We start from the raw sequence: 20,286 nt of genomic DNA, 5'->3' as shown, positions 1-20,286 counted from the left end.
GGTTGGCCGAACCGGCCAACCAGGACGCTCAGTCACGCGCCCGCATCCAACCGGGGTGTCAGACCGGTCCGGTCGGTGCGGAGCGGGCCGGAGGCCAACCCCAGCAGCCCGGTGCCGACGAGCAGGGCGGCGCAGGCGGCAGTGACGATCGTCGGACCGGCAAGGTCGGCAAGCGTGCCGAGCAGGTTGTTCATGAGGAGCAGGGCGAGACTCTGTACGAGTACGAGTACGGCCTGCACACGGGACAGGTGGCTTGCGGGAGCCGCTGTGAGGATCAGCGGTGCGATGTGCGCAGAGAACATCCCGTTTCCCACGCCAATGACCAGGGCGGCGGCTGTCGCTGCGCCCACGCCCGGTGCGAGCGCGAGTGTGAGTACTCCCAGCCCCGCCAGCGCGAGCGCGCTTGCCGAAAGGAGCCCCGGGCGGCCCATCGGCCCGCGCTTCACGACAACCGCGGTGACAGCCACCATGCCTACCCCTTGCGCTCCCACCACGAGCCCAATGGCTCCCGCGCTCCACTGCTCCTGGCGTGCGAGCAGGGGGAGGAGCAGCGGGAGTACGGGCAGGAGAAGGCCCGCCGCGGCTCCGGTGAGACACAGCCCCGGGCGCAGCACGGGGTGGGAGAACGCCACACGCACACCGTCCATGGCGTCCTTGAGGAGACTGGACGGACCCGAGGGCGGCACATGGTGTCGTGGCCGGACGGCCACCAGCACGAGCAGGGTGAGGGCGAAGGTGACGGCGTTGACCAGAGCGGCGCCTGCCAGACCGGCGAGGCCGACCAGTACACCGCCGAGTGGGCCACCTCCCATGTTGACGACCTGACCACCGATCTGCCGGAGAGACAGAGCGCGAGGAAGCTGCTCCTTTGCCACCAAGCGGCGAGGCATGGATCCGGAAGCCGGCAGGTAGAAGGCGTCGACGACACCGACGGCTATGCCCGTTGCGATGAGCAGGAGTGGTGGCGCCCCCAGGTGAAAGGCGACCGCGGCCAAGACGAGTGAGAAGACCAGCATCGCCGCGTCGCCCGTTATCAGTACGCGGCGCGCGCTGAATCGATCGCTGACCGCACCCCCGATGAGCAGGAGAAGGACGCGGGGAAGCGTGATGGCGCTCAGAGTCAGTCCTGCGACCGTGCCGCCGTGCTCGCTCGCGGCCCAGCCGAGGGCGAAGTAGAAGACCGAGTTGCCTGCCAGGGACACCAGGATTCCGGCGAGCCACAGCAGGTAGGAGCGGGGCAGCCGGTCCCGGCCCCGCACCTCGTCAGGGTCCCGCGCCTCGTCCTGGTCCCGCGCCTCGTCCTGGTCTCGCACCTTGTCAGCTGATGGGTGGGAGACGGCTTTGTGGGGCTTGGTGGAGGGGCGCGAGAGGTCGCCGTCAGGTGCTGACATCGAGCACCCCCGGCTTGGTCCGAGTGGGGATTGAGATCACGGACCGCACGGTCTCAGACGGCACTGACACTGGAGCTGTTGCTTCTGCGGCCAGTGCTCTTGGGAGAGCTGACTCCCGCCTGCCCGGCCGATGAGGTGTCTGCCGAGACAGGGGGCTTTCGCGTCGACGGCCGCCGGGACGTCACCTGGCTCGCAATGCCTCGGGGCCCCGGCCACGGGTGGGCGGTGAGCAGTACTTGGAAGCATGCTGGCTGCATGATGACCGTGCTGCTTGTAGCCGACGACGACATGATCAGGTCCTTGCGCCCGCTGATCCATCACGGCCCGCACTACCGGGTGATCTCCCACGCCTCCGGCCCCTCTGTCGCCCTGGCTCAGGCAAGGGCCCTGCTCCCGGACATCGTCGTCATCGACACCGCCGTTCCCGGTACCCCGGCAGAGCTTGCCGCGGCATTTCGCGAGCTGCGCCACTTGGACCCTCCCAGTGGCGTCATCTGGCATGTATCGGCGGAACCTTCCGTCCCATCGCGTCTGCTCGAAGAAACCGAAGGCTGCGTCCACACCGTCCGGCACGGCGACCAGGCCGCGCTACGCGCCGCACTGCGCACCATCGGCCTGCGCCGCGCCAGCTGTGACCCCGATCAGCCCGCTGTGTGAACGGGGGCCACGGGCCGATGACCTGCCGCCAGGCGGCCTGGGAGCGGCAGGAACGGGCAGCGGCACCCGGCGGCAGGTTCCAGGGGCGGGAGTGCGAAGCGCCGCTGAAGGGCAACAGGTGAGGAAAGCGTTGGTGATCAGAGTCCGAGAGGGGTGGATGAACCGCTCCCAGGCGCTTTGACACCCCGGCCCGACGTCCCATGAGAGAGAAGCCAGTGGTTCTGAAAACGTTCGGCTGGTCGTTCGCGGTCACCGCGCTCGGCCTGGTCGCGGCGGTGTTTTACGGCGGGTGGACGGCCATCGGGGTCGTTGCGATTCTGGCAGTCCTCGAGATCTCGCTGTCGTTCGACAACGCGGTGATCAACGCCGGGATCCTGAAGAAGATGAGCGCCTTCTGGCAGAAGATCTTCCTCACCATCGGTGTGCTGATCGCGGTCTTCGGGATGCGACTGGTCTTCCCCGTTCTGATCGTCTCCGTCAGCGCCAGGATCGGCCCGATCGAGGCTGTGCGTCTCGCGGTCAACGACAAGGATCAGTACCAGCAGCTGGTGACCGACGCGCATCCCTCGATCGCCGCGTTCGGTGGCATGTTCCTGCTGATGATCTTCCTCGACTTCATTTTCGCGGACCGTGACATCAAGTGGCTCGGCTGGCTTGAGCGGCCGCTGGCCAAGCTCGGCAAGATCGACATGCTGTCGGTGTGCATCGCGCTCATCGTGCTCATGATCTCCGCGATGACTGTCGCCACGCAGGCCCACCAGCACGGCGGCACACACGTGGACAAGTCCGAGACGGTGCTCCTGTCCGGTGTCGCCGGCCTCATCACCTACCTCGTCGTGGGCGGTCTCTCCGGCTTCTTCGAGCGCCGCCTGGAGGACGAGGAGGAGCGGGAACAGGAGGCCGAGAAGGAGGCCAAGAGGAGCGGCAGCGGCGCGCCCGCGGTGGTGTTGGCCGGCAAGGCCGCCTTCTTCATGTTCCTCTACTTGGAGGTCCTGGACGCGTCGTTCTCCTTCGACGGCGTCATCGGCGCCTTCGCCATCACCAACGACATCGTGCTCATGGCCCTGGGTCTTGGCACGGGCGCGATGTACGTCCGTTCGCTCACCGTCTACCTGGTCCGCCAGGGCACCCTCGACGACTACGTCTACCTGGAGCACGGCGCGCACTACGCGATCGGCGCCCTCGCCGCCATCCTCATGGTGACGATCCAGTACGAGATCAATGAGATCATCACCGGCCTCGTCGGCGTCGTACTGATCGCCTCGTCCTTCTGGTCGTCGGTCCGCCGCAACAAGAGGATCGCGGCAGCCGAGAGGGACGTCGGCAGCGAAGCGACACGAAGCGGGGACCGACAGCCATGACGGCGAGGCCCGGCCTCGCGGCCTGGCCCGCGACCCCGCCCGCGCCTTCCTGCGCCCCGGCCCTTCGGCCGACCCACGCTCAGAACCGCCGACACCGTGAGCGGGATGTGGGCTGCGGGAACCGGGGAGTCGGCAGGGCTGGTGATCCAGCAATCGCCGATCGGCTCGTCACTCGTACCGGTACTTCAGTGAATCCGCCTCCGCCTGCTCGATGTCGGCGATCGTCAGCTTGGGCATCCGCAGCTGGGCCAGTGTCACCTCGGCCGAGGTCGGCTGGGCGTCCGTCGGCAGCCACTGCTCCGGCTTCCAGGCCCCGCTGCGCAGCAGCGACTTGGGGCAGTGCGGGTAGACCTCCTCGATCCCCAGCACGAGCGCGCTGGCCGGCGGCTTGCCCACGGCTGTCAGCTGCGACAGCAGCTCCGGGCGGGTGGAGACGCAGGCCCGACCGTTCACCCTGAGCGTCGTGGTACGCCCCGGGATGAGGAACAGCAGTCCGGCTCGCCCGGTGGCGATGACGTTCTGCAGGGTGTCCAGACGCTTGTTGCCGGTCGCGTCCGGTATCGCCACCGTCCGTGCGTCCAGGACGGCGACGAACCCGGCGGGGCCGCCGCGCGGGGAAACATCACAGTTGCCCTCGGCGTCCGCGCTGGCGATCAGGACCAGCGATGAGCATTCGATCAACCGCCGGGTCTGCTCGGTGAGTTCGCTCATCTGCTTGCGCAGTGCCGCGTCCTTGGGGAGTTCGTAGGCCTGGCGCAGCGCCTCCTGGTCCTGCACGGCGTCGTGGCGAAGCGAGTCGAAGGCACTGGCCACCAAGGGTGAGGTCATGGCCCGACCCTAAGGGGCCGATCTGCGCTCGCTGTTGGCGGGGGCGGGCGGGGAGGTGAAGACTCCGGCCCGCGGCGACCCTCCGGAGCAAGGCCGTGTCAGTGCTCCTTCTCAGAGGCCGGCCGTTGGTGCCGCCGCTCGATCCGGGCGCGGGCGGCGTCGTGGGCGTCGCGCAGAAGCCGTACGACCGTGCTCGTCGTCCGCTCGTCGGGATTGACGACACAGACCCAGCCGAGGACGCCGTAGACCGGATGCGGCATCACGATGTCGGCGGCTGCGTGGTCGCGCGAGTTGTTCAAACCGCGCGGATGCTCCCCGGTGAGCTCCTGGAACGTCGCACGGTCGACGTGGATGTTCACGCGCCAGCGGCCCGGAGGGTCGAGATCGGAAGCGGTGTCGTCGGGATAGTCCTTGGTGACGATCGTTCCGTACGGCTGGATATTCGTGGGCATCTGGCCGTCGGGGCCGTAGTAGAAGAACGCGTCGCCCCATGCCTGCTCGGGAAAATCGCTGCCCGGTTTCGGGACGAACACGAACGCGCCGTCGAAGCCGCGGACGGTAGCGATGATCTGTTCCATACTCATGGTTCAAGCATCACCTTCAAGTGCTTATGTGGGGTTGCATGGTGGGTGAACCCACGAGCGGTGGACATGGACCACAAGCAGTGCTCAGAACCGTCGACGTCGCCAGAGAGTCGGGCTACTCGGTGCAGCAGGTTCGCGACCTGGAGCGCCTCGGGGTGATTCCGCCGGCAGCTCGATCGAGCAACGGCTACCGTTCCTACGCACCCGTTCACGTGCATGCCCTGCGCGCCTATCGCGGACTCGCGAGTGCCGTGGGGCCTGTCCTGGCTCGCCAGACGCTCACGGAACTGCGCACGGTGACAATCGAAGTGGCAGCCGCGGCGGTCAGTGCGGTGCATGTTCGGCTCGCGCGGGAACGGGAGGAGGTTCTGCGTGCGCAGGAAGCGCTGCGTGCGATCCGTGCCGAAGCCCACACCGGCGAGTTCGAACACGCGGGTGACGCCATGACGGTCACGGAGCTTGCCGGAGCACTTGGTGTACGTACCTCAACGCTGCGGTTCTGGGAGCAGGAAGGGCTGCTCGCCCCCGAGCGCGTGACCACACTACGGGCACGTCGCTACGGCCTCGCGGCGATCAGAGCAGCCCGCATCGTCGCGGCCCTGCGCGGCGCCGGCTACGGCATTCCCGCCGTGCGCGACATCATGGGCTCCCTGCACGAGTTCGACGGCCCCGGGGAGGCACAGATCGTCCTGCGACAGCGCCTCGACCAGATCGCCCGACGAACCGTGGCGCTGCTCCACGCGGGCACGGACCTGGCAGCCGTCGTCACATCCGCACAGAACCCGCCGCCGCCCTAGAACGGCCCGACGGACCATGTGCGGCCGAGCGCCGCCCGATCTCGTGAAGGCAGTCATGAACGAACGCGACCTCCTGCTCAACGAACTCGCTCAGGGGCTTCGTCCGATGCCTGAGGGAGTCGCATGGTTCGACGGGCTCGACCCGGCAGAACAGTCCGAGGCCCTGCTGCACCTGCGCCACCATTGCGTCCAGGCACGCGCTGTCGCCGAGGATGCCCAGGAGAGCATCCGGCGTGCCGGGCTGCGCCCCACGCACACCCCGGCCGTGCTGATCTCCTCGCCGGGCCGGATCGATCATCAGCTGGGAAAGATCGCTGGTCTCACGCCGCTCGATGAACGCCGGAAAGCGTTCAGACTCCTGATCGCGGTGCTCACGGTCGCCGACACACGGCGGCGCGAGCGCTTTTGCTCCGGCGGCTGCGGTCACTGGTGGCACAACCTGTCCGCCGCTGGCTAGGTGTGCTGTTCGGGCACGTGGGGGACGCGAGCGCGGTCGCGGATGGGGAGGCATTCTTCCCGTCCTGCTCGATCCATGCCCCGTCAGGCTCGTACAACCCTTCGACCCCTTGAGTTGTCTACGGCACCGTCTAGCACAGCTCCAAGGAGAGAACCTTCATGCCCCTTCCCTTCCGTACCGTTGTTGCCGCCGCAGCCGTCACCACGCTGACCGGCGGTCTGCTCGCCGTTGGTCCGGTGGCGCCCGCGGCCGCTGCTCCTGCCAAGCTCGCCGACGACTTCAATGGTGACGGGCACCGGGACATCGCGATCGGCGCTCCGTACAAGTCCGTCAGTGGTTCGGCGGCCGCGGGTGAGGTGGTCGTGGCTCTGGGGTCGGCCGATGGTCTGACCACCCAGAAGGTCGCTCTCACGCAGAGTTCCGCGGGGGTGCCCGGTACGCCGGAGGACAGTGATCACTTCGGCATCTCGATCGCCAGCGGTGACCTGGACGGCGACGGATACGCCGACCTCGTCGTGGGCGCCGACGGCGAGGACGTGGACACCTTTGAGGGCCAGGGCAGCGTCACCATCCTGTGGGGCGGCGCCAAGCCCTTCACCAGCAGCACCACGACCACCGTGGACAATCCGCAACAGCACCAGGCCCACGGATACGACGTCGCGGTGGGGGACTTCACCGGCGACAGCGGCGCGGACCTTGCGGTGATCGAGCCGGGCGCGGCCGTCGTGTACCAGGGCGGCTTGGCCCGGGGCAGCAAGCCAACGCCTGCGTACACGCTGTCGGTTCCGGGTTCGGGCCTTCTGTACACGGAGGCTGCCGTGGGTGACGTGAACGGGGACGGCAAGGACGACCTGGCGCTGACCGGCGACGCGGGAACCGGACGACCGGGCACGGACATCTTCACGGGCCAGGAGGGCCGTCCGAACCGGATACAGCGCGTGAACGATGGCGACACCTCCGTCGCTCTCGGGGACATCAACGGCGACGGATTCGACGACATGGCCACCTCCCTCACCTGGCCCCAGTTCTTCTCCGTCGACGACCCCAGCAACGGCTCCGGCTACGTGACTGTCCGCTACGGCAGCCAGACGGGCTTCGGAGACCCGGTCACCCTGCACCAGAACAGCACCGGCGTGCCTGGTGCCAACGAGGACGGCGACAACTGGGGAGCCTCGGTGGAGATCGGTGACATCACCGGTGACGGCAAGGCCGAACTGGTGGTGGGCGCCAACGGCGAACAGCTCGGCGACCTGGACAACGCCGGCGACGTGACAGTGTTCCGCGGCTCGGCTGCGGGTGTCTCGCAGTCCTCAGTGGTGCGCATCTCCCAGGACACCACGGGAGTTCCGGGCGCCGCCGAGGCCGGGGACCTGTTCGGTGCGCAGGTCCGGATCGCCGACTACGACAACAATGGCAAGGGAGATCTGGCGGTGACAGCCTCCTTCGAGAACGACCGCAGCGGTGGCCTGTGGACCTTGCCGGGCACGTCGTCCGGCCTCACCGGATCTGGTTCCAAGTCCCTCAGCTCAGCCGACTTCGGTCTCGCGAGCGGCTCACGTTTCGGGGAGAGCCTGCACGACTGAGCCGAGCGACCCACCGGGACCCACCTCCGTGAGGAGAGAGAAGTCCGGGGAGGATGGGCGGGGTTGGCCTTTGGGCCGACCCCGCCGCCTTGTATGTGCCCCGTGGCCCCGTGGCCCCGTGGCCCCGTGCCCCGCCGCCGGCGGCCGTCACCACCCTCGGTGTCTTCACCGGGCGGATGATGCTCGACGCCGTCCCCGGCGCCAAATTCTCGGCGCAGCCCACTTTGTGGCGTCTTTCCTGCCTCGCGGTCGGCTCGCTTTGCCAGAGGTCTTGACAACTTGATTGGTCTGGACCAGCTTTGCGCACAGTAGCGGTGGCCACCGGCTCTCATCGTTCGTCCTTCGCTTCTCCCCTGGAGGCATTCCGTGGACCGTGTACGCAAGGGCAGATCCGGCGTTCGGCAGAGAATCGGTGCGGCGATCGCCGTCGGTGCGGCAGCCGCGCTCGCCGTCACCGCGCTCGCCGCGCCTGCGCAGTCGGCGGACGCCACGGCGGCGGACACCAAGGCGGCGGACGTCAACGTTGCCAAGAACGCCGGGTTCGAGTCGGACCTGAGCAACTGGACATGCACCGCGAACAGCGGTGTTGCCGTCACTTCCCCCGTGCATGGCGGCGCCAAGGCGCTCAAGGCCACCCCGGCGGGCCAGAGCAACGCCGAGTGCTCCCAGATCGTCTCGGTCAAACCCAACTCCACGTACAAGCTCAGCAGTTGGGTGCAGGGCAGTTACGTCTATCTGGGCGCCCGCGGCACAGGTACCACCGACGTGTCGACCTGGACGCCGGGCAGCTCCACCTGGCAGCAGCTCTCCACCAGCTTCACCACCGGCGCGAACACCACATCGGTCACCGTGTACACACATGGCTGGTACGGACAGAGCGCGTACTACGCCGATGACGTGAGCGTCCTCGGCCCCGACGGGGGCGGCGGCACCGACCCGGTGGAGATACCGGCTGTGCCGGCCGGCCTCAAGGCGGGAACGGCGACGTCCACGTCGGTGGACCTGTCCTGGACCCCGGTGTCCACGGCGACCGGCTACACCATCTACCGCGACGGCACCAAGGTCGCCTCGGCCGGCGGCGCCTCCACGACCGTCACCGGCCTCACGCCGGAGACCACCTACAGCTTCCAGGTGAGTGCCTCGAACGCGGCGGGGGAGTCCGCGAAGTCGACGGCTGTGTCCGTCCGGACCGCCAAGGGCGGTGGCGGAGACGGCGGCACCGTGCCCAAGCACGCGCTGACCGGCTACTGGCAGAACTTCGACAACGGCGCGACCGTGCAGAAGCTGCGGGACGTGTCCTCGCAGTACGACATCATCGCTGTCTCCTTCGCCGACGCCACCACCACACCGGGCCAGATCACCTTCAACCTCGACCCGGCCGTCGGCTACTCCTCCACCGCCGACTTCAAGGCGGACATCGCCGCGAAGCACGCCGCGGGCAAGTCGGTCATCCTGTCGGTCGGCGGCGAGAAGGGCACCATCTCGGTCAACAGCGACGCCTCCGCGACGGCCTTCGCCAACAGCGCCTACGCGCTGATGCAGGAGTACGGCTTCGACGGCGTCGACATCGACCTGGAGAACGGCCTCAACCCCACCTACATGACGAAGGCACTGCGTCAGCTCTCCGCCAAGGCGGGCTCCAAGATGGTGCTCACGATGGCACCGCAGACCATCGACATGCAGTCCACGTCGGGCGGATACTTCCAGACGGCCCTGAACGTGAAGGACATCCTCACGGTCGTCAACATGCAGTACTACAACAGCGGTTCGATGCTGGGCTGCGACGGCAAGGTCTACAGCCAGGGCAGTGTGGACTTCCTGACCGCGCTCGCCTGCATTCAGCTGGAGGGCGGTCTCGACCCCTCGCAGGTCGGCATCGGCGTCCCGGCATCGACGCGCGGCGCGGGGAGTGGTTACGTGGCCCCGTCAGTCGTGAACAACGCCCTCGACTGCCTGACCCGTGGCACCGGCTGCGGCTCGTTCAAGCCGTCGAAGACCTACCCGGCGCTGCGCGGCGCCATGACCTGGTCCACGAACTGGGACGCCACGGCCGGCAACGCATGGTCGAACGCCGTTGGCCCGAAGGTGCACAGCCTCCCGTAGGCGATCGCGGGTGCCTGGCCGGCCGACGAGCAGCCTGGCCAGGCACACCGCGTCCGGCAGTTGTCACGGCCGCCGGGAGGCCGCCTGTAAGACTCGGCGGCCTCCCTCACCCGCACCGGCCGCTGGTCCACGGCGGCGCTGCGGCGATCCGCCGGACGAGGAGCTTTGGTGGAGCAGATTGAGTCCGTCGATAAATACCTCGACAGCGGTCGCGGCATCGGGGACGCTTCGCGCGATGACCAGAATCGACGACACGCCGCCTGCGTGGGACGAGCGCACTCAGCTCACCACGTTTCTCGACTACGCACGTGACACCGCCCGCGCCAAGTGCGACGGCGTCTCCGCGGAGAATGCCCGCAAGGCGCTCCTGCCGGGCTCACCGCTGATGACCATGAGCGGAGTGATCAACCACCTCCGCTGGGTCGAGTACTACTGGTTCCAGGTGGTCTTCCTCGGCGAGGAAGACCGGGGCCCCTGGACGGATGAGGACCCCGACCGCGAGATGCGCATCGCCGTCGACTTCCCGCTCACGCAGTTGCTCGACGAGTACGCCGAACACAGTGCCCGCCACCGCGAACTGGTCGCCGGGAACGACCTGGACGAGCAGGCCCAGCGAACCATCCGCGACGGCCTCCACGTCGACCTGCGCTGGATTCTCCTCCACCTCACCGAGGAGACGGCCCGCCACAACGGGCACCTGGACATCCTGCGCGAGATGCTCGACGGCACCACGGGCGGCTAGTTCCGGCGAACCACCGTCGGGCCACAGTCCGCTGCCCTACCATCACAGCGTTCACTTCCTGGGGCGTAAATCAGGGACATATGGGGGGCTCCGAGGCTGGTCAGCAGCTCGGATCGGCGCGATGCTCGGGGCAGTATCCCCACCAGGAGGACCCGTGAAGGCCATCGCCCAGCACTCCTACGGCACCGCTGACGGCCTGGAACTGCGCGACATCGACCGCCCTGTTCCCCGGGACAACGAAGTGCTGGTTCAGGTACGCGCCGCCGGGGTGGACCCGAGCATCCTGCACCTCATGACGGGCAAGCCCTACATAGCCCGCCTCGCCCTGGGACTGCGCAAGCCGAAGAACCCGGTGCGCGGCTGGGACCTCGCCGGAGTCATCGAGTCGGTCGGTGCGAAGGTGACACGTTTCCAGGTGGGGCAGGAGGTCTTCGGCAGTGGCGACGGCTCGTTGGCTCAATACGCCTGCGCCAGTGCCGACAAACTCGCACCGAAGCCCACCAACCTCACCTTCGCGCAAGCCGCGGCCCTCCCGGTCTCCGGCGTCACCGCCTCCCAGGCCCTCACCGGCAAGACGCGCCCAGAACCAGGGCAGAAGGTCCTCGTCATCGGCGCCTCCGGCGGCGTCGGAAGCTACGCCACCCAGCTCGCCCGCTCCTGCAAGGCCGAGGTCACCGCCGTCTGCGGCCCTGGCAAGGCGGACTTCGTACAAGCCTTGGGCGCCACCGAGGTCATCGACTACACCAGCGGCGAAATCACCGACGCCAAGCACCTGTTCGACATCATCCTCGACGCCGCCGGCAACCGCCCGCTGTCCCTGCTGCGCCGCGCTCTGGCCCCGCAGGGGGTCCTGGTGATGGTCGGAGGCGAAGGTGGCGGCGACTGGGTGGGCGGCATGGGCCGCCAGCTTGCCGGTTACGCGCTCTCACCGTTCCTCGGCCAGAGGCTGCACAGCCTGATTGCCAGGGTGCGCCACCAGGACCTGCTGACCCTCAAGAAACTCGCGGAGGACGGCACGATCACGCCGGCCATCGACCGCACCTACCCACTCGGCGAAGCCGTAGCCGCGATCAAGCACTTGGAGACGGGTCATCCCCGGGGCAAGCTCGTCGTGACCATGTGAGTCGAGAGTGACCGTGACCGTCGCGCGACTCGCCATCACTCCTTTCACAGGCGGGCGAACCCTCTGTGCGCCGAGCTCGGGCTGTCGACCGGCAAGAGCAAGGTGAACCCGAGTCCGCTCTTGTGCCCGTCCCCGGCTCGGTCTCAACCCGAGGCCCCGTCACACGCGTAGCCCCTGCACGCCCTTCCGACCGTACAGTTTCAGCCCTGTTGCTGGTGGAGTGCATCCACAAGGGGGGCGGCGGCCAGAAGGGATGGCGGAGTTCCCGCCCCCAGACCCCGGGCGGGAACTCGTCATCCGGAAACCCCACGGCGTCCTCACCGCATGGTCCGCGTGGGTCGCACGACAGAAGTCCTCCGTTCGGCTGCCCCGCCCCAAACGCCTGCACCACGTCTTAGTCTGCCCCCATGACCTCAGAGGCGTTCCCAGATGCGGCTGCGAATGTGAGCACGGACTCGGAGGCGAGCTCTGCGGTGATTCTGCCCGGGCGGCGCCGCGGTTCTGTGACTCGACTCGAACAGGGCGTTCTGATCATGCAGTCACGGGCTTCTGAAAGGCGGATACCGGTCGCCGCGATCGAGCGGGTGGACATCAAGGGGCCCAAGGGGCGCAGACTTGTGGTCGTCCTCACCGCGCCGGAGGCGGGCGACCGGCGGTCGTGGACGGTGTACAGCCGCAGCGCCCCTGCCGTACAAGCCTTGGCCCAAGCACTCCGGCGGGCCCTGCCTGTTCGCGACGCGGCCCAGCCCCGGGCCTGCGGAGCTCTGTCGGCGACGCAGGCACCGGTGGAGAGGCCAGCCACCGACCGGCAGCGTGTGGCTCAGACTTTCTTGGTCGCTCTTTACCTGCTGGCAGCAGCGGCGATGCTGCTCGCCGGCCTGTTCGGCGCGTATGAGTGGTATGCGGCGCTGGCGTGTTGGTTGATCGGCTCTGTCTCAGTTCCGCTCCGCCACGGCGTGCACGCAGGCTGGGAGATGATTCGCGAGGCATGGCGGCTGCGTACCTGCGGCATTCTCGTCGAGGGGCGCAAACTGTACTCGGGCACCTACGAGTTCACCGATGCCGAGGGTCGGAGCCGCCAACTCACCGACAGCTACGAGTCTGCGGAGCGGGTGCAGATTCTTTACGATCCGACGGCTGCCGGGCAGACAGCACAGGTCGGCCGCCGAACTGCCGGCACGCTGGTCTTCGCCTCCCTCGTCTGTTTCCTGTCTCTGGCGGTGACCGTGACGTTGACAGCCATTGCCGTACTGGGGCCACTGGCTGCCCTGCACGTCGTCTCTCTTGGTCTGTAGGGAAAGCCCAGTCGGTAACCATCCAGGTCTTGCCATGTGTCCGAGTTCGTCAGAGGAGTTGAAGGTCGGCAGGCGGCCTCCCGGGCGCGGGTGAAACCGCTCAAGTCGCAGGTCGCGGAGGCGGTTGCACGACGCGGGAGCGCGGGGGCGGGAGCAGGAGTACGGCAAGGTCACCTATACGAGTGTGCAGGGCTTGTGCCCGTCCGGCGCGCCCCGTAAATTCCGCGCGTGAGAGAAGCGGTGTCCCCAGCCAGCCCGATGGCCACGATCCTGGTCGTCGACGACCATGAGCCGAACCGCTTCGCTGTGGGCAGCGTGCTGCGCAGGGTCGGTTACCGGGTACTGGAGGCCGGTTCGGCTCTTCAGGCGCTGACCGTTCTGCACGCCGCCGAGCCCTTGCCGGACGTCGCCATCATCGACGTACGAATGCCGGGCGTAAGCGGGTTCGAACTCGTGCAGCAGATGGACGCCGATCCCAAGATCCCACGCATCCCGATCATCCACATCTCCGCACAGGCCAACGATCCAGGCGACCGTATCCGCGGTCTTGAAGCGGGCGCCAGCGCCTATCTGGCTTCCCCGGTCGCACCGGAGGAACTACTGGTCACGGTCGACACGGTGCTGCTCGCGGAGCGCGAGGCACAACAAGCGCGGGAGGAACGCCGCTTCGCCTTCGACCTGCAGCACGCCTTCTTGCCCCGGGCGGAGAAACTGGCGGCGCTGGAGGGCATCGACCTCGCCGTCGGCTACGTGCCGGCGATGGACCGCGCGCAGCTCGGCGGGGACTTCTACGCGGCCTTCGCCGTCGAGCACGGGGTGCTTCTGGCCGTGGGCGACGTGGCGGGGCATTCGCTGGCCGCGGCCACGGTCATGGTCGAGCTGCGTCACGCTCTGCGTGCCTACGCTCTCGAAGGCCACGAGCCGCACCACATCCTGGACTTGATGGACCGCCTCCTGGTGCACTTTCACCCCGGGGTCACCGCGACCATGTGCCTGGTCGTCCTCGATGTGCACTCCGGTGCCATGGACATCGCCAACGCCGGACATCTTCCGCCGCTCGTCGCCTCTCCCGGCGGACAGGCGCGCTATCTGCCCGTTCGCGGCCCCCTGCTGGGTCTGAACCTGCCCCCCGAGCGGGCCACATCGGCCCGCCTCGAGCATGATCAGGTGCTGCTGATGGTCACCGACGGTCTGATCGAGCGGCCCCGCGTCGACCTCGCCGTTTCCTTGGAAGAACTGCGCAGGCGCGCCTCGCACACCCCCTGCACCCCGGACAGCCTGCGCGACGCCCTGTTGCAGCACTACAGCGGGGACGCCGACGACGACATCGCCCTGCTTGCCGTGCGCCGACAGCCGACCGACTTACCGGATGGACCGGGCTGAGTGCGTTCTTGAGTTCCCGGTCTGCCGGTGGCAGGGTGCCGTGGCGCGTGGGTACCGGGCCCGTGCGAGGAGAAAGGCGCCTGTATGAGCTACGGATGCATTGTGTCGATGAAGGCCCGGCCTGGGTTCCGCGACGATGTGATGTCTCTTCTTCTGAGCGCCGTCGACGGGCTTCGTACGGCAGGATGCGACATCTATGTGGTGGGGGCGTCCGACGAGGACGACCAGACGATCTGGGTGACGGAGGTGTGGAAGACCAAGGAGCATCACGACGCCTCGCTGCAACTGCCCGAGGCGAAGGCTGCCGTGACCGAGGCCATGCCGATGCTGACAGGGGACTTCACCAAGCAGGAAGTCGCGGTCGCCGGCGGACTGGGCCTGTGATCCGGGCTGATGTCCGTGGGACAGACGCGTCTTGACACATCGAGGATCCGGGCAGCTCGCGGAGTGATCGACCCGGTTTTCCTCGACACGCCGCTGTACCGCTGCGAGCCACTGGAGACCGTCCTTGGCTGTGCGGTGAGCATCAAGCTGGAGACCGCGAACCCCGTGCGCAGTTTCAAGGGACGTGGCACCGAGCTGGTGGCGAGCATGCTCGCCGACCGCGGGGCGCAAGGCGTGGTGTGCGCCAGTGCGGGCAACCTTGGGCAGGCCCTTGCCTGGTCCGGCCGCGGCCGGGGGCTCGACGTCACCGTGGTGGCATCCCGTTTCGCCACCCGGGCCAAGCTCGAGCGCATCCGCGCCCTGGGTGCCCGGCTGGAACTCGTGGACGGGGACCACGAAGTGGCACGCGAACGGGCGGCGGCCATCGCACACCGCGAGGGGATCCGGCTGGTCGAGGACAGCCTGGACATCGAGACCTGCGAGGGCGCGGCGACCATCGGTCTGGAACTGGCGAACCGGTCCCCGGCGTTCGACACCGTCCTGATCGCACTCGGCGGCGGGGCACTGGCCACCGGGGTGGGGCACGTGGTCAAGACCATGGTGCCCGCAGCGGAGGTCGTCTGTGTCCAGCCGCTGGGCGCGCCGGCGATGACGCACTCGTGGCGCCGGCGACGCGTCGTCACCACCGATACGACCGACACCATCGCCGACGGTGTCGCCGGACGCAGACCGATCCAGGCCGTACTGGACGACCTCCTCCTGGTGGCGGACGACTGCGTCCTGGTCCAGGAGGCGTCGATCATCGCGGGTATGAGCCTCCTCCTGGAGCACGCCGGTCTCGTCGTCGAACCCTCCGCCGCGCTGGGTATCGCCGCCGTCCTCGAAGACCGCGACCGTTTCGCCGGCCGGCACGTCGTGACCATCCTGTGTGGCAGCAACGTAGACATGGACGCCTATCACCGGTGGCTTGGAAGTCCCCCCGCTTTCACGCCATGACACGCCGACGGCACCGGAGAGCTGATAGCAACCGCGGGCGGACCAGTCGGAACCCACGACCTCACCGCGCACCCTGAAGATCACGATGGACGCCTGGGCCGGCGAGGGAACTCGCTGCGGGCGAGCGGCGAACAGGAGATGAGAGCCCAAGCTTTCATAGCGTGTTTTCTGGGAGGAGAGGTGCCGCGATGGCCGTTGAGTCGGGCGTCTGTGCGGGGGTGGAGAGTGATGCCTCGGTGATTGCGCGATCTCGGGACGAGCCCGAGGTGTTCGCGGCCCTTTTCGATCGGTATGCGGATGCGGTGCACCGCTATCTGGCCCGCAGGCTCGGCGGCGAGCCTGCCGATGACCTCATGGCGGAGACCTTCACCACCGCCTTCCGGCAGCGACACCGCTACGACCCGTCGCGGGCCACAGGCGAGGGCGCCCGGCCCTGGCTGCTGGGCATAGCGACCAACCTGGTGAGCCGGCACCGGCGCGCCGAGGCCCGGCGCTTCAAAGCCATGGCCCGCATGCCGGCCCCGGCCGATCACGAGGAGCCGTTGGCCGACCGCGCCGCGGCCCGGGTGGGGGCGCAGGCCCTGCGCCGGGAGTTGGCGGGCGCACCGGCTGCCTTGCCCGCCCGGCACCGGGATGTGTTGCTACTGGTGGCGTGGGGTGGTCTGGGCTACGAGGAGGTCGCGGCTTTGGGCGTCGGCCCTCGGGTTGCCGGGGAGTAAAAGAGTGTCCCTTGTTCGGCCGCGAGTTCGCTGACGGTCACCTCGGGGTGAGGCCAGGAAGAGTCAGATGCCGCCTTCGGGCAACCAAGTCCAGCCGTCGCCGCCGAGTTCGTCGAACGGATCACCCTTGCTGTCCGGCCAGCCGAGTGCGCCGCTGGCATGTACGGCAGGCCGGTAACCGAAGGCTGTGCCGCCGGTGTTGAGCGCCTCCTCGATCTGCTCGACGTAGTCGACAAGAGCGCCGAACTCGAACTCCACCTGCCCGTAGTCACCCCATGTCCCAAGCTGCCCGTCCTGGGGATCGAGGAAGAAGCCGGACATCGAGGAATCGAGGGTGTCGGCGGCGAAGGGAATGAGCCGGTCGTACTCCGCCTCGATGCCCTGCTGCACCGGATGCTGCATCGTCACTTCGTCGAGAGGGAACCACGCGAAGCCGGTGTGGATGCCGGGGCCGGGCAGGAAGAGAGCGGCAGCCCACTGCGCCTCCCAGGCGCGGGTCGCGCCGTCGGCCTGTGCGGGCAGTGGTCCCTCGGCGTGCGGATGCGGCCCGAACTGCTCCTGTTCGTACCCCCGGCTGCCGTCGTGCAACAGGTAGAGCGCCCGGAGGGCCGGGGGGAGGGGGAAACCCATCGCGGCCTCCCACTGCGCGATCCGGGCAGGGGAGGCGGGCGGGTTGAGCATGGCGCGTGAGGCAGGCGCGTGGCGTTCCATCCACATCGCGATCTGCTGCCACGCCCGCTGTACGCGTATGAAATCGTCGCTATCGGTCACGCCGGGGAGCGTAGCGATGGTGGCCGGGGGTGTGCATCGCCGTATGACAGAAACGCGTACGCAGGAACTCGCTCTAGGGGGCGATGCCGACGCCGTCGATCCGGCCCCACGTCCTCTCTTGCCAAGCCGTCATGGAAGGCCACTTGGAGCCGCCGGGCCGGGGAGCGACCCGTGAGGCGTAGGGGGCAGGGGTGAAGGCAGGATCGTAGAAGCACCCGGTCCCGTAGGCGCGATCGAATGCCGGGCAGGACGCCGCGATGCCCTCCGCGGTGGGCTTCTTGCCCGTGCGGACCCAACTGTCGAGTGCCGCGATGGAGTTGGCGTACTCCGAGGCGCTCAGCCCACTGTGTTCGCTCTCCTCGGTGAACGTCTGCACCAGGTGCCGGCTCCGGTGTGCACCTTCGAGGGACGCGCGGTAGGCCGCCTCGTGTTCCACGAAGACGGTCGGGTCGTCGATGGCATGCATCGTCAGAACGGGAACGGACACCTTCCCTGTCAGATCGCTGTCGTAGGACAGGTCCCGTACGGCGGTCGGGTCGGCGCTGAACCGTGCCACGCCTGCGTTGAGCGCTTTGTCGTCATGCGATCCGGAGTACCGCACTCCCGCGTTGCCGAAGGGATTGCGGCGACCGAGGCGGTCGTGCACGATGTCGCGGAACGTGAACGTCGCGAAGCGCAGGTGCGACTCCAGGCTGCGCTCAGGGATGCCCGTGACCGCCAGGATGTCGTCCAGGTTGCGTTGCTGAAGCGCGGTCCGTTCCTCGGCAGGAGAGGCGTTCCCGGTGCACTCCTGCAGGCGGGCACGCAGACCGGCGTTCGTCATCGACGAGCCCGCGCGCAGGCCCTCCCACAGCGGATACTGCGGCTCACTCGGGCGGGGATGGTTGCGGCAGTAGTACTGGTAGACCGCCCGCAGATCGACACGGTAGTCATAGCCGCGCGACCCTCCCGCCAGCAGACCGTTGGTCATCAGGGCGCCGTCGTAGGGGCCCTTCTTCGAGGCGTAAGTCTCGACCACCTTGGCGGCCACATTTCCGCCCCAGGACTGCCCGTGCACATAGGTGTGCTCAGGTGTGCCGAACTTCCGCACGAACAGGCGTCGTACGTTCTCCGTGTCAGCGGCGGCCATACGAGCGCCATACCCGCCACGGCGGTACGACGAGCCGGCCCAGGCATAGCCCTCCTTGACCATCACCGCCCAGCGCTCCAGGTCGTCGGCGCTGCGCCCGGGGTCAGAGCCGTCGCCGAGATCGGGACCGCCGTGGGCATGTACGACGAGCGAACCGTTCCAGTCGCGGGGGACAGCGATGGAGTAGTACGCGCCGTTGGTGTCCTGGCCGGTGTAACACGTCGCCTGATCCTGCAAGCCCGTGGGGCAGGCGGTCGGGTGGGGGCGGTTCGGATCGGCGGCGGCGCCGGGAGCGCCCGTGAGGGTGCCGGCCGCGACAACGACGAGGCAGGCGACGAGTGCCGCACGCCGCCGCGTGCCGAACCGCGGCCGTCGGGGGAGGGGCAACAACACTCTCAAGCTCTTCAAGACGCGGCTCCTTGTTCCTTGCACGGTGCACGATGCGCCGCGCGGAGGATGCTAAGGACGGCATGCGCCGGATAGCTACGCCTTGGTCGTTTCGGTCATAGTGTTCGACCCGCGGGCGGGAGCGCCTGTTGATGTGGGTTCCACCGACTCTCGGCGTGCGCCGACGGTCGTGCGCCTTCAGGAGACCTGCGCGGTCGGCCGGATGGGCGTGCGCGGCCCGCCCATGTCTCGCGAACCATCGCGTTCCGCGTGCGAGCGTGTGGTCGTTGCGGAGGGCTGTTCGCCGGGAGCGTCCTCGGACTGCTGGAGCACGGTGCCGCCCGGCCGGGGGCCGGTGGGTGATGCTCCGCCGGGCGTACGGCCCACCGCAGCCAGGAGCAGGACCAATAGCGCTATGGCGCCGACGGCGCGGCCGATCTGAAGGCGGTGTTCGCGGCGCTCCGTTCCTGGCCGCGGCATGGGGCTGCGATCCCTGCGCTCTGCTCGGTGCCACGCCTCGCCGATGAACCCCCTCGTGGAGTCTTCGGCGGTGTCGGTCGCGACAGGCCGGCCTGGTCGGGCAGCCCTTTCGCGTGCGGAGAGCTCCCGCGGGGCCGTACGTCGTATGGCCTGCTCATCGTCCTCGATGAACTGCCGCCACACCTCGTCGGAAAACGGTGTCTCCCCCCGAATCATGGTCGGCCTTCCCCGGTGCTCCCCAGACCCACAATAAGCAGGGAAGCACGGCGCGGCGGTGTGCAGCCGTGGGTCGTCATGCCATCGCCTTCCTCGGGGCTGCCCGCTCCGGGTGACGGACTCGATCGAAAGAGCGGACTCAAGCCCGAGTCTCTTGTGCGGCGCAATTTTTGCATAGTCTAAACGCGGGGGAGGGGCCGATGCGCGACTACGCCGATGTGCTGCTTATGCGTCATCAGGGCCCCGGTAGAGGGAATTGCCGAGGTCTCGGAAGGGGGAGGGAATTCAAGCCTCCTCAGCGCGGTAGAAAGGGGCTATGGATGAGAGCAGGGCCCCCGCTGCGCACATGGGCGATGTCGACTCGGTGACGCGTGCGGTGCTGACGGCGTCGCGACTGCTGGTCGCGGTCTCAGCCAGGTCGCTGGCCGAGGTGGAGGACCGGGTGACACTGCCCCAGTTCCGGATGCTGGTGGTCCTCTCGACGCGCGGTGCCACGAAACTCGTCGCACTCGCCGACCTGCTCCAGGTAGCCCCGTCGACGGCGATGCGCATGGTGGATCGGCTGATCGCAGTCGGGCTCGCGGACCGGCAGACCAATCCCGACAATCGGCGAGAGACGCTGCTGCGTCTCACCGACGAGGGCCGGCTCACCGTGGAGAACGTCACCGTGCGCCGCCGCCAGGAGATCGCCGCGATCGTGGAACGGCTGGAACCCGCGCAGCGAGCCGGTCTGGTCGAGGCCCTGAACGCGTTCAATGAAGCGGGCGGGGAGCCGATGGCACCAGAGCTGCAGGACGTCGAACTGCACCCGCTGGGCTGGTCGGACGTGTCCTCCGGCCACGGTGCCTGAGCGGCCCACAGCGGATGGGTGCACCGGGCTCCGGTGGGGGCGGCGTGGTT

Annotated in this window: 20 protein-coding genes; 14 read left to right on the top strand and 6 right to left on the bottom strand. The window is 68.3% G+C overall.

Going from position 1 to position 20,286, the window contains the following annotated elements:
• Positions 1 to 32: 32 nt before the first annotated feature.
• Positions 33 to 1,391 carry an MFS transporter gene (locus ACWGIH_RS10545; RefSeq protein ID WP_453448242.1) on the bottom strand — a complete coding sequence of 453 codons (1,359 nt, stop codon included), beginning with the start codon at positions 1,389 to 1,391 and terminating at the stop codon, positions 33 to 35.
• A 255-nt stretch (positions 1,392 to 1,646) separates the two neighbouring features.
• Here ACWGIH_RS10545 and ACWGIH_RS10540 point away from each other — a divergent pair, with 255 nt between their 5' ends.
• Both ACWGIH_RS10540 and ACWGIH_RS10535 read left to right on the top strand, forming a co-directional pair.
• A complete protein-coding gene (locus tag ACWGIH_RS10540) occupies positions 1,647 to 2,048 on the top strand; it encodes a hypothetical protein (RefSeq protein ID WP_453448241.1) in 402 nt (133 codons plus the stop codon).
• Positions 2,049 to 2,263: 215 nt separating this feature from the next.
• Positions 2,264 to 3,409: a DUF475 domain-containing protein gene (locus ACWGIH_RS10535; protein WP_453448240.1), complete on the top strand. Its 1,146-nt coding sequence runs from the start codon at positions 2,264 to 2,266 to the stop codon at positions 3,407 to 3,409.
• Positions 3,410 to 3,577: 168 nt separating this feature from the next.
• Here the strand turns inward: ACWGIH_RS10535 and ACWGIH_RS10530 are convergent, their stop codons facing one another.
• Entirely contained in the window at positions 3,578 to 4,237 is a 660-nt protein-coding gene (locus tag ACWGIH_RS10530; RefSeq protein ID WP_453448239.1) for an MSMEG_1061 family FMN-dependent PPOX-type flavoprotein, read from the bottom strand.
• Positions 4,238 to 4,335: 98 nt separating this feature from the next.
• Positions 4,336 to 4,815, bottom strand: coding sequence for a DUF6194 family protein (locus ACWGIH_RS10525; protein ID WP_453448304.1), 480 nt, complete (start codon positions 4,813 to 4,815; stop codon positions 4,336 to 4,338).
• A 44-nt stretch (positions 4,816 to 4,859) separates the two neighbouring features.
• Here ACWGIH_RS10525 and ACWGIH_RS10520 point away from each other — a divergent pair, with 44 nt between their 5' ends.
• From ACWGIH_RS10520 to ACWGIH_RS10470, 11 genes are all read left to right on the top strand, one after another.
• Positions 4,860 to 5,618 carry a MerR family transcriptional regulator gene (locus ACWGIH_RS10520; protein WP_453448238.1) on the top strand — a complete coding sequence of 253 codons (759 nt, stop codon included), beginning with the start codon at positions 4,860 to 4,862 and terminating at the stop codon, positions 5,616 to 5,618.
• A gap of 55 nt (positions 5,619 to 5,673) precedes the next feature.
• On the top strand, positions 5,674 to 6,075 hold the full coding sequence (locus ACWGIH_RS10515; protein WP_453448237.1) for a DUF5958 family protein: 402 nt from the start codon (positions 5,674 to 5,676) through the stop codon (positions 6,073 to 6,075).
• Positions 6,076 to 6,233: 158 nt separating this feature from the next.
• Positions 6,234 to 7,658, top strand: a complete 1,425-nt coding sequence (locus ACWGIH_RS10510; protein WP_453448236.1) for an FG-GAP-like repeat-containing protein — start codon at positions 6,234 to 6,236, stop codon at positions 7,656 to 7,658.
• Between the two features lie 366 nt (positions 7,659 to 8,024).
• A complete protein-coding gene (locus tag ACWGIH_RS10505; RefSeq protein ID WP_453448235.1) occupies positions 8,025 to 9,761 on the top strand; it encodes a chitinase in 1,737 nt (578 codons plus the stop codon).
• 235 nt (positions 9,762 to 9,996) lie between these two features.
• Entirely contained in the window at positions 9,997 to 10,503 is a 507-nt protein-coding gene (locus ACWGIH_RS10500; protein ID WP_453448234.1) for a DinB family protein, read from the top strand.
• A 154-nt stretch (positions 10,504 to 10,657) separates the two neighbouring features.
• A complete protein-coding gene (locus ACWGIH_RS10495; protein WP_453448233.1) occupies positions 10,658 to 11,626 on the top strand; it encodes an NAD(P)-dependent alcohol dehydrogenase in 969 nt (322 codons plus the stop codon).
• Positions 11,627 to 12,033: 407 nt separating this feature from the next.
• Positions 12,034 to 12,921 (top strand): hypothetical protein, encoded by an 888-nt coding sequence (locus ACWGIH_RS10490; RefSeq protein WP_453448232.1) that lies wholly within the window; start codon positions 12,034 to 12,036, stop codon positions 12,919 to 12,921.
• A 240-nt stretch (positions 12,922 to 13,161) separates the two neighbouring features.
• Entirely contained in the window at positions 13,162 to 14,304 is a 1,143-nt protein-coding gene (locus ACWGIH_RS10485; RefSeq protein ID WP_453448231.1) for a PP2C family protein-serine/threonine phosphatase, read from the top strand.
• A gap of 84 nt (positions 14,305 to 14,388) precedes the next feature.
• Complete coding sequence (locus tag ACWGIH_RS10480) at positions 14,389 to 14,688, top strand: putative quinol monooxygenase (RefSeq protein WP_453448230.1); 300 nt, start codon at positions 14,389 to 14,391, stop codon at positions 14,686 to 14,688.
• A 15-nt stretch (positions 14,689 to 14,703) separates the two neighbouring features.
• Complete coding sequence (locus ACWGIH_RS10475) at positions 14,704 to 15,684, top strand: threonine ammonia-lyase (protein WP_453448303.1); 981 nt, start codon at positions 14,704 to 14,706, stop codon at positions 15,682 to 15,684.
• A 188-nt stretch (positions 15,685 to 15,872) separates the two neighbouring features.
• The gene (locus ACWGIH_RS10470) at positions 15,873 to 16,403 is read left to right on the top strand and encodes an RNA polymerase sigma factor (RefSeq protein WP_453448229.1); all 531 of its coding nucleotides are present in this window, start codon (positions 15,873 to 15,875) and stop codon (positions 16,401 to 16,403) included.
• 63 nt (positions 16,404 to 16,466) lie between these two features.
• On the opposite strand, the gene ACWGIH_RS10465 is transcribed toward ACWGIH_RS10470, so the two are convergent.
• The 3 genes from ACWGIH_RS10465 to ACWGIH_RS10455 all read right to left on the bottom strand — a co-directional run bounded on the left by ACWGIH_RS10465 (position 16,467) and on the right by ACWGIH_RS10455 (position 19,170).
• A complete protein-coding gene (locus ACWGIH_RS10465; protein ID WP_453448228.1) occupies positions 16,467 to 17,174 on the bottom strand; it encodes an SMI1/KNR4 family protein in 708 nt (235 codons plus the stop codon).
• Between the two features lie 73 nt (positions 17,175 to 17,247).
• Complete coding sequence (locus ACWGIH_RS10460; protein WP_453448227.1) at positions 17,248 to 18,711, bottom strand: hypothetical protein; 1,464 nt, start codon at positions 18,709 to 18,711, stop codon at positions 17,248 to 17,250.
• A gap of 177 nt (positions 18,712 to 18,888) precedes the next feature.
• A complete protein-coding gene (locus ACWGIH_RS10455; RefSeq protein WP_453448226.1) occupies positions 18,889 to 19,170 on the bottom strand; it encodes a hypothetical protein in 282 nt (93 codons plus the stop codon).
• A gap of 532 nt (positions 19,171 to 19,702) precedes the next feature.
• On the opposite strand from ACWGIH_RS10455, the gene ACWGIH_RS10450 reads away from it, so the two are divergent.
• Complete coding sequence (locus tag ACWGIH_RS10450; protein ID WP_453448225.1) at positions 19,703 to 20,236, top strand: MarR family winged helix-turn-helix transcriptional regulator; 534 nt, start codon at positions 19,703 to 19,705, stop codon at positions 20,234 to 20,236.
• Positions 20,237 to 20,286 lie beyond the last annotated feature (50 nt).

It is taken from the genome of Streptomyces sp. NPDC054872, from assembly GCF_053610705.1.
Note: the sequence above shows the minus strand (reverse complement) of the source record. Positions and strands in the feature narration are given on the sequence as shown.

Excerpts from the sequence above, each read along its gene's own strand:
- ACWGIH_RS10545 (WP_453448242.1), bottom strand. The coding sequence starts at position 1,391 with ATGTCAGCACCTGACGGCGACCTCTCGCGCCCCTCCACCAAGCCCCAC.
- ACWGIH_RS10540 (WP_453448241.1), top strand. The coding sequence starts at position 1,647 with ATGATGACCGTGCTGCTTGTAGCCGACGACGACATGATCAGGTCCTTG.
- ACWGIH_RS10530 (WP_453448239.1), bottom strand. The coding sequence starts at position 4,237 with ATGACCTCACCCTTGGTGGCCAGTGCCTTCGACTCGCTTCGCCACGAC.
- ACWGIH_RS10525 (WP_453448304.1), bottom strand. The coding sequence starts at position 4,815 with ATGGAACAGATCATCGCTACCGTCCGCGGCTTCGACGGCGCGTTCGTG.
- ACWGIH_RS10520 (WP_453448238.1), top strand. The coding sequence starts at position 4,860 with ATGGTGGGTGAACCCACGAGCGGTGGACATGGACCACAAGCAGTGCTC.
- ACWGIH_RS10515 (WP_453448237.1), top strand. The coding sequence starts at position 5,674 with ATGAACGAACGCGACCTCCTGCTCAACGAACTCGCTCAGGGGCTTCGT.
- ACWGIH_RS10510 (WP_453448236.1), top strand. The coding sequence starts at position 6,234 with ATGCCCCTTCCCTTCCGTACCGTTGTTGCCGCCGCAGCCGTCACCACG.
- ACWGIH_RS10500 (WP_453448234.1), top strand. The coding sequence starts at position 9,997 with ATGACCAGAATCGACGACACGCCGCCTGCGTGGGACGAGCGCACTCAG.
- ACWGIH_RS10490 (WP_453448232.1), top strand. The coding sequence starts at position 12,034 with ATGACCTCAGAGGCGTTCCCAGATGCGGCTGCGAATGTGAGCACGGAC.
- ACWGIH_RS10480 (WP_453448230.1), top strand. The coding sequence starts at position 14,389 with ATGAGCTACGGATGCATTGTGTCGATGAAGGCCCGGCCTGGGTTCCGC.
- ACWGIH_RS10470 (WP_453448229.1), top strand. The coding sequence starts at position 15,873 with ATGGCCGTTGAGTCGGGCGTCTGTGCGGGGGTGGAGAGTGATGCCTCG.
- ACWGIH_RS10455 (WP_453448226.1), bottom strand. The coding sequence starts at position 19,170 with ATGCCGCGGCCAGGAACGGAGCGCCGCGAACACCGCCTTCAGATCGGC.
- ACWGIH_RS10450 (WP_453448225.1), top strand. The coding sequence starts at position 19,703 with ATGGATGAGAGCAGGGCCCCCGCTGCGCACATGGGCGATGTCGACTCG.